The organism is Cryobacterium sp. TMN-39-2, from assembly GCF_004402745.1.
GTDB classification, from domain to species: domain Bacteria; phylum Actinomycetota; class Actinomycetes; order Actinomycetales; family Microbacteriaceae; genus Cryobacterium; species Cryobacterium zongtaii.
Genome location: NZ_SOFX01000034.1, coordinates 187,666 through 194,107 on the forward strand (window position 1 = coordinate 187,666; position 6,442 = coordinate 194,107).

Consider the following 6,442-nt stretch of genomic DNA (forward strand, 5'->3'; position numbering starts at 1 on the left):
GGCGTGGCTCAGGCCGCTTCGCGCGCCAGGGCCTTCTCGATCGCGGCGACGAGCTGTGCCGATTCAGGTTCCACCGTCGACGCGAACCTGTCGACGATCACGCCGTCGCCGTTCACCAGGAACTTCTCGAAGTTCCACTTGATCAGCCCCGGCAGCATGCCCTTCCGGAACGCGGTGAGCTGACTGTACAGCGGATGCTGATTCTTGCCGCGCACATCCACCTTGGCGGTGAGCGGGAAGGTGACCCCGAAGTTGAGCTCGCAGAACTGCTGGATGTCCTCTTCGCTGCCGGGTTCCTCGCCCATGAACTGGTTGCACGGCAACCCGAGCACCACCAGGCCGTCGTCAGCGAAACGGCGGTAGAGCGCCTCCAGGCCGGCATACTGGGGCGTGAAGCCGCACTTCGATGCCACGTTGACCACGAGTACGGTCTTGCCGGCGAACCGGCCGAACGTGGTCGGGGTGCCGTCGATGAGGGTGAGCGGGACGCCGTACAGCGGTGAGTCGGACATGCCGGAAACACTACTCCCCGACCCTTCGAGAGAGCTCACCGAAGACCTATTTTCGGCTAAACGGGGGGTAAAGCCGCACATTTGTGTAACGCTTGCCGCGCGCCCCCGGCGGATTGGCCGGATCGGGTTATTCTCGGCTTTACACGGGTCCGCGCGGCAGCCGCGCTGGTCCGTCCGAGGGGCGGTGAAGGCATGAGAGGCAGCGTGGCGACGGGGCGTGTGTCAACGGGGCATGTGGCAACGGAGCATGTAGCAACGGAGCGGGTGACACCAGACAGCCTGACGACAGCCGATCTCATCCTGCAAACCCGCCCGGTGGAGGTCCAGCACACCGCTCCGGTTCAGCTGCCCGACCACGACCGCCCAGCCGCCCCGGACATCCGGCGCACCATCGGCGACACCGACCTCACCGTGCACCCGCTGGCGCTGGGCTGCAGCGTCTTCGGCTGGACCACCGACGGCGACACCGCCATGGCGATCCTCGACCGGCACTGGGAACTCGGTGGCAACTTCCTCGACACCGCTGACAGCTACGCCGCCGGACGCAGCGAGGTGCTGATCGGGTCGTGGATGCGCACCCGCGGTCTGCGCGACGACACCATCGTCTCCACCAAGATCGGCCGCAACCGCGACAACCCCGGCCTCTCGCCGCGCAGCATCGTCGGTGCGGTGCACGCCTCCCTCGAGCGGCTCGGCACCGACCACATCGACCTTCTGCACTTCCACTACGACGACCTCGACGTGCCGCTGGAGGAGAGCCTCGGCGCCATGGAGATGCTCATCGCCAACGGCACCGTGCGGCACCTCGCGGCGTCCAACTTCACAGCGGAGCGCCTGATGGAGGCCCGGGTACTCGCCGCCAACGGCCTGCCCAGGTTCGTGGCCCTGGAGACCCCGTACAACCTGATGAACCGGGTCTCGTTCGAATCGTCGCTGGCCCTGGTCAGCCGGGCGCAGGGTGTCGCGGTGATGCCGTACTTCGCCCTCGCGCACGGCTTCCTCACCGGCAAGTACCACTCCAAAGCCGACCTCACCGACACCATCAGGGCCGGCCGCGCATCGGCCTACCTCAACCGGGCCGGCCTCAAGGTGCTGGGCGTGCTCGAACGCATCGCGGAGGACCACGGGGTGGCACCGTCGACGATCGCGCTGGCCTGGCTGCTGGCCAAGGACGGTGTCGTGGCCCCGGTCGCCAGCGCGAGCCGGCCGGAACAGGTGGATGCCCTGGTCGCCGCGGCCGCCGTGCGGCTGGGCCGTGCCGACATGGTCGACCTCGACAAGGTGTCGGCCTGACCGGCGCCCAGGCCCGCCGCGTCCAGCGGGGCCCGGTCCCGCCGGTGTCGTAAGGTTGAGGGGATATGAACGGTGCCGTTGAATTTCCCCTTGACCTGACCGAACTCTCGTTTCGGGCCGCTGGTGAGTCCCTCGTCAGGCGCACCGTCCTCCCCAGCGGGGTGCGCATCGTCACCGAACAGGTGCCGGGCAGCCGCAGCCTCACCATCGGCTACTGGGTGGCCGTGGGGTCCCGCGACGAACAGCCCGGTCACTTCGGCTCCACGCATTTCCTCGAGCACCTGCTGTTCAAGGGAACCGCAGAGCGTTCGGCGCTGGACATCGCCATCGCGTTCGACGCCGTCGGTGGCGAACACAACGCCATGACGGCCAAGGAATACACCTGCTACTACGCCAAGGTGCAGGATCGCGACCTCCACATGGCCGTGGAGGTGCTCACCGACATGATCACCTCGTCGCTGCTGGACCCCGCGGAGTTCGAAACCGAGCGCGGCGTCATCCTCGAGGAACTCGCGATGGCCGACGACGACCCGGCCGACGTCGCCAACGAACGCTTCTTCCAGGCCGTCATGGGCGCGCATCCGCTGGGCCGACCCATCGGCGGCAGCCCGGACACCATCCGCGCCGCGACCCGAGACGCCGTCTGGGAGCACTACCGGGCCAACTACCGCCCGCAAGACCTCGTCGTGACCGTTGCCGGCGCCGTCGACCACGACGTGCTCGTGGCCGCCGTCACCCGGTCGCTGCTGCAGGCCGGTTGGGACCTGGGCGAGTACGCCGCACCGGTGGGACGCCGCTCCGGCGCCGCCGCCGTGATCAGCCAGGGCCAGCCCATCAGCGTGGTGCACCGTCCGCTCGAGCAGGCCAACCTGCTGATCGGCGTGCCGGGCCTCGTGGCCGCCGACGACCGCCGCGTGGCGATGAATGTGCTCACCTCCATCTTCGGCGGCGGCATGTCGTCGCGCCTGTTCCAGGAGGTGCGCGAAAAGCGCGGCCTGGCCTACTCCGTCTACTCGTTCGCGCCCGGCTACTCTGACGCCGGCATCTTCGGCATGTACGCCGGCTGCACCCCGGCCAAGGCCGGTCAGGTCACCGAGATCATGCTCGACGAGCTGCACCGTCTCGCCGAGCACGGTGTGACCGCCGACGAGATGAAGCGGGCCTCCGGTCAGCTCTCCGGCGCATCCGCCCTGGCCCTCGAAGACTCCGACACCCGGATGTCCAGGCTCGGCCGCTCCGAGATCACGCTGGGCGAGTTCGTCGACCTCGACGAGGCCCTGCGGCGCCTCGCGCTGGTCACCGCGGACGATGTGCAGCAGCTGGCGGTCGACATGGTCTCCCGGCCGTTCTCCGTGGCCGCCGTCGGCGCCCTCGAGGAGGACGCCTTCGACGCCGTGCTGTCCCGCCGGGCGGCGCCCCTCCCGCCGAACTGAACTGTTCACGGCGAGCCCCGTTCGACTTCTTACGACATCAACCGAAAGGGCGATGATGCCCCAGTACCTCTACCTCGTGCGACACGGTGAACAGCAGGATGCCGAATACGGCCTGCCGGACGGCCCGCTGTCACCGCGGGGCAAGCGTCAGGCGCACCTCATCGCCGAACGCCTGGGCGGGGTGCCGTTCACCGGCGCCTGGCATTCGCCGCTGCAACGTGCCGCGGAGACGGCGGCCATCATCGCCGACCGGCTGCCGTCGCTCACCTCGGAGCCGTCGCCGCTGTTGTTCGACTGCGTTCCCTCCGGCCGGGCGCCGGAGATGCCGAAAGCATACGCGCCGTTCTTCAACTCGGTCAGCGACGACCAGATCGAGGCCGGCCGCGCTCAGATGGAGGACGCAGTCGCGGAATTCCTGCATCCGCACCGGGGTCCCCGACACGACCTGCTGATCACCCACAACTTCGTGATCGCCTGGTTCGTCCGCGAGGTGCTCGGCGCCCCCGACTGGCGCTGGATCAGCATCAACCAGGCCAACTGCGGCCTCACCGTGCTGCAGCAGAAGCCCGGCCGGCCGTGGTCGCTGGTCACCCACAACGACCTCGGCCACCTGCCTGTAGAGCTGCGAACCGGCCTGCCGGACCCGCTGTTGTTCTAGGGGCGAGGCGGTAACCGCCTCAGTCGAGGATCTTCCAAAAGGAATCCTTGCGGCGGATCTTCCCGGCGGCATCGAATTCGAGCAGGTCGACGCCGCACACTTCGAGTCGCTGGCCGGACACTGACGTGCCGTTCAGCGTCCACTCGGAGACTCCGAGATCATCGCCGCACACCCAGTGCCGGTCGTCGCCATAGTGCACGTCCGGGATGCCCTCGAATCGGCTGGAGAGCCCCGCCCGGACCTCGGCCCTGCCCACGAAACGATCGCCCCGAGGCTTCGCACCCCTGGGCGGGTAGAAGACGCAATCTTCGGCGAAATAGCCCATGCTCGCGTTCAGGTCGTGGTTGTTGAACCCCGCCAGGAACCCCGTCAGCGTGTCGCGTGTGACCGTCATCTCGACCGACCTCCTCCTGCCGCGCATCCGCGCCGCCTGCTGTGAGAGTAGCCAGCACTGACGGGTCAGGGGGTCGGGGCGAGCACCTTTCGGTACCAGTTCGTGGCGTTCGGGTTGTCGTTGTATGGCGGCACATCCTGATAGCCGGAGCGCTGGTACAGCGCCCCGGCCGCCTCGAGGCTCGAGTTAGTGTCGAGCACCAGCTCCGTGGCCCCGAACGCCCTGGCCCGGGTTTCGAGTTCGGCGAGCAGCAGGGTGCCCCAGCCGCGGCCGCGCACCTCCGGTTGCAACCAGAGGTGTTTCGCCTCGAACCGCACCGCACCATCCGCGCCGTCATCGATTCGACGGATGCCGCCGCAGCCCACGAAGGTGCGCGACCCCTGGGTCTCGCTCACGAGCAGGAACTGGCCGCGCGGCGGGACGAACTGTTCGGGAGCCGGGAACGTGGTGCGATAGCCGCCGGCGGAGGGGAACGTGGACGCGCGATCGCTGAAGTACTGGGTGAGCAGGGTGATGGACCCCGCATCCGTGACGGAGACCGCGGTGAATTCAGGCATGCCCCTAGGGTACGTGCCTCGGTGCCGGGGGCAACCGCCCCGGTTGGTAGATTGGCAGCATGACAACACGGGTGGCCATCGTCGGCGCAACGGGCAAGATGGGCCGCCTGGTCGGCGGCCTGGTCGAGAGTACGCCGGGGTACGACGTGGTCGCCCGGCTTGATTCCACCAGTGCCCTGTCCGAGATGCTCGGCGCGGATGTGGCGATCGACCTCACCGTTCCGGCGGTCAGCCAGGGCGTGGTCGACTTCGCCATCGACAACGGCATCCGGGTGCTTGTCGGCACCTCGGGCTGGTCCCAGCCCCGTATCGACGCGCTCGGCCACAAACTCAAGGGCCGCACGGATGTCGGCGCCGTGATCATCCCCAACTTCTCACTCGGCTCGGTGCTCGGCACGGCCTTCGCGGCCCTCGCCGCCCGATTCTTCGACTCCATCGAGATCGTCGAGGCGCACCAGGCCGGCAAGGTCGACTCCCCGTCGGGAACCGCCGTGCGCACCGCCGAGCTGATGGCCGCCGCCCGCGCCGGCCTCGGCCCGGTCTCCGCGCCGCACGTCGACCAGCGTGCCCGCGGCCAGCAGGTCGCCACGGTGCCGGTGCACAGCCTGCGCTTGGCCGGCGTGCTGGCCCGCCAGGACGTGATCTTCGGCGGCTCGGGGGAGACCCTCACGATCACGCACAACACGCTCTCCGCCGAGGCCTACGAGCGCGGCATCCTGGTGGCCCTGGCCGCCGCCCGCGACTGCGTCGGGGTGACCGTCGGACTCGACCAACTGATCGACCTGGGGCTCACCGGTGACGTGCTCGAGCCCGCCGCGGCGTCTGCCGGGTCGCCGGACGAGCCGACTGCTGGGCCACCGCCGGGCCCCGAGGATGCCGAAATGGAGCCCGGCGAATGAAGGGCCGCATCGCCGTCGTCGTGATGGCACTCCTGCTCGTGTTCTACCTGGTGCTCGTCGGCTGGCGCGCGGTGCTCTTCGTGCAGAGCGGTGACCCTGTCGGCATCCTCATCGGCGTTGCGCTCATCGTGCTGCCGCTGATCGGCGCGTGGGCGCTGGTGCGCGAGATCAGCTTCGGCATCCGGTGCGAACGCCTGGTCAAGCAGCTCGACGCCGAGGGCGCCCTGCCGGTCAACGACCTACCCAGCCGCCCGAGCGGCCGGCCATACCGCGAGGCGGCGGACGCTCAGTTCCCGCAGTATCAAGAGGCCGTGGATGCCGCGCCGCAGGACTGGCGGGCCTGGTTCCGCCTCGGCCTGGCCTACGACGCGTCGGGCGACCGCCGCCGCGCCCGCTCGGCGCTTCGCACCGCGATGGCCCTGGAGAAGTCCGCGGCCTGAGCTCGGCGCGTGCGCCGTCATGCGGGTGCCGCGCCGTTATGCGGGTGCCGCGCCGTTATGCGGGTGCCGCGCCGTTATGCGGGTGGCATGCCACCCGCATAACGGCGCCTTACCCGCATACCTCGAGTCGCCCACCTCGCGCCCACCTCGCGCGCACCTCGCGCGCACCTCGCGCGCACCTCGTGCGCACCTCGTGCGCACCTCGCGCCCAGAGCGCGCCCGGCCTGCTCCGCGCCGCACCGGCCCGCTCAGCGCC

Annotated in this window: 8 protein-coding genes; 5 read left to right on the forward strand and 3 right to left on the reverse strand. The window is 69.3% G+C overall.

All coding sequences use genetic code 11. The features are described 5' to 3' along the window. Positions 1 to 8 precede the first annotated feature (8 nt). Complete coding sequence (locus E3O57_RS13245; protein ID WP_088455704.1) at positions 9 to 512, reverse strand: glutathione peroxidase; 504 nt, start codon at positions 510 to 512, stop codon at positions 9 to 11. Positions 513 to 776: 264 nt separating this feature from the next. Between E3O57_RS13245 and E3O57_RS13250 the strand changes: the two genes are divergently transcribed. The 3 genes from E3O57_RS13250 to E3O57_RS13260 all read left to right on the forward strand — a co-directional run bounded on the left by E3O57_RS13250 (position 777) and on the right by E3O57_RS13260 (position 3,896). Continuing rightward, positions 777 to 1,805 carry an aldo/keto reductase gene (locus E3O57_RS13250; protein ID WP_241983673.1) on the forward strand — a complete coding sequence of 343 codons (1,029 nt, stop codon included), beginning with the start codon at positions 777 to 779 and terminating at the stop codon, positions 1,803 to 1,805. 65 nt (positions 1,806 to 1,870) lie between these two features. Then, a complete protein-coding gene (locus tag E3O57_RS13255) occupies positions 1,871 to 3,238 on the forward strand; it encodes a pitrilysin family protein (protein ID WP_103459442.1) in 1,368 nt (455 codons plus the stop codon). A gap of 55 nt (positions 3,239 to 3,293) precedes the next feature. Beyond that, positions 3,294 to 3,896: a histidine phosphatase family protein gene (locus E3O57_RS13260; protein WP_088457927.1), complete on the forward strand. Its 603-nt coding sequence runs from the start codon at positions 3,294 to 3,296 to the stop codon at positions 3,894 to 3,896. A gap of 19 nt (positions 3,897 to 3,915) precedes the next feature. Here E3O57_RS13260 and E3O57_RS13265 read toward each other — a convergent pair whose 3' ends face one another. Beyond that, positions 3,916 to 4,290: a nuclear transport factor 2 family protein gene (locus E3O57_RS13265; protein ID WP_103480095.1), complete on the reverse strand. Its 375-nt coding sequence runs from the start codon at positions 4,288 to 4,290 to the stop codon at positions 3,916 to 3,918. Positions 4,291 to 4,355: 65 nt separating this feature from the next. Further along, entirely contained in the window at positions 4,356 to 4,847 is a 492-nt protein-coding gene (locus E3O57_RS13270) for a GNAT family N-acetyltransferase (RefSeq protein ID WP_103459440.1), read from the reverse strand. Positions 4,848 to 4,906: 59 nt separating this feature from the next. Here E3O57_RS13270 and dapB point away from each other — a divergent pair, with 59 nt between their 5' ends. Then, positions 4,907 to 5,746: a 4-hydroxy-tetrahydrodipicolinate reductase gene (dapB, locus tag E3O57_RS13275; RefSeq protein ID WP_103480094.1), complete on the forward strand. Its 840-nt coding sequence runs from the start codon at positions 4,907 to 4,909 to the stop codon at positions 5,744 to 5,746. Further along, positions 5,743 to 6,186 (forward strand): tetratricopeptide repeat protein, encoded by a 444-nt coding sequence (locus tag E3O57_RS13280; RefSeq protein ID WP_088455710.1) that lies wholly within the window; start codon positions 5,743 to 5,745, stop codon positions 6,184 to 6,186. Before dapB ends, E3O57_RS13280 begins: the two co-directional genes overlap by 4 nt. Positions 6,187 to 6,442 lie beyond the last annotated feature (256 nt).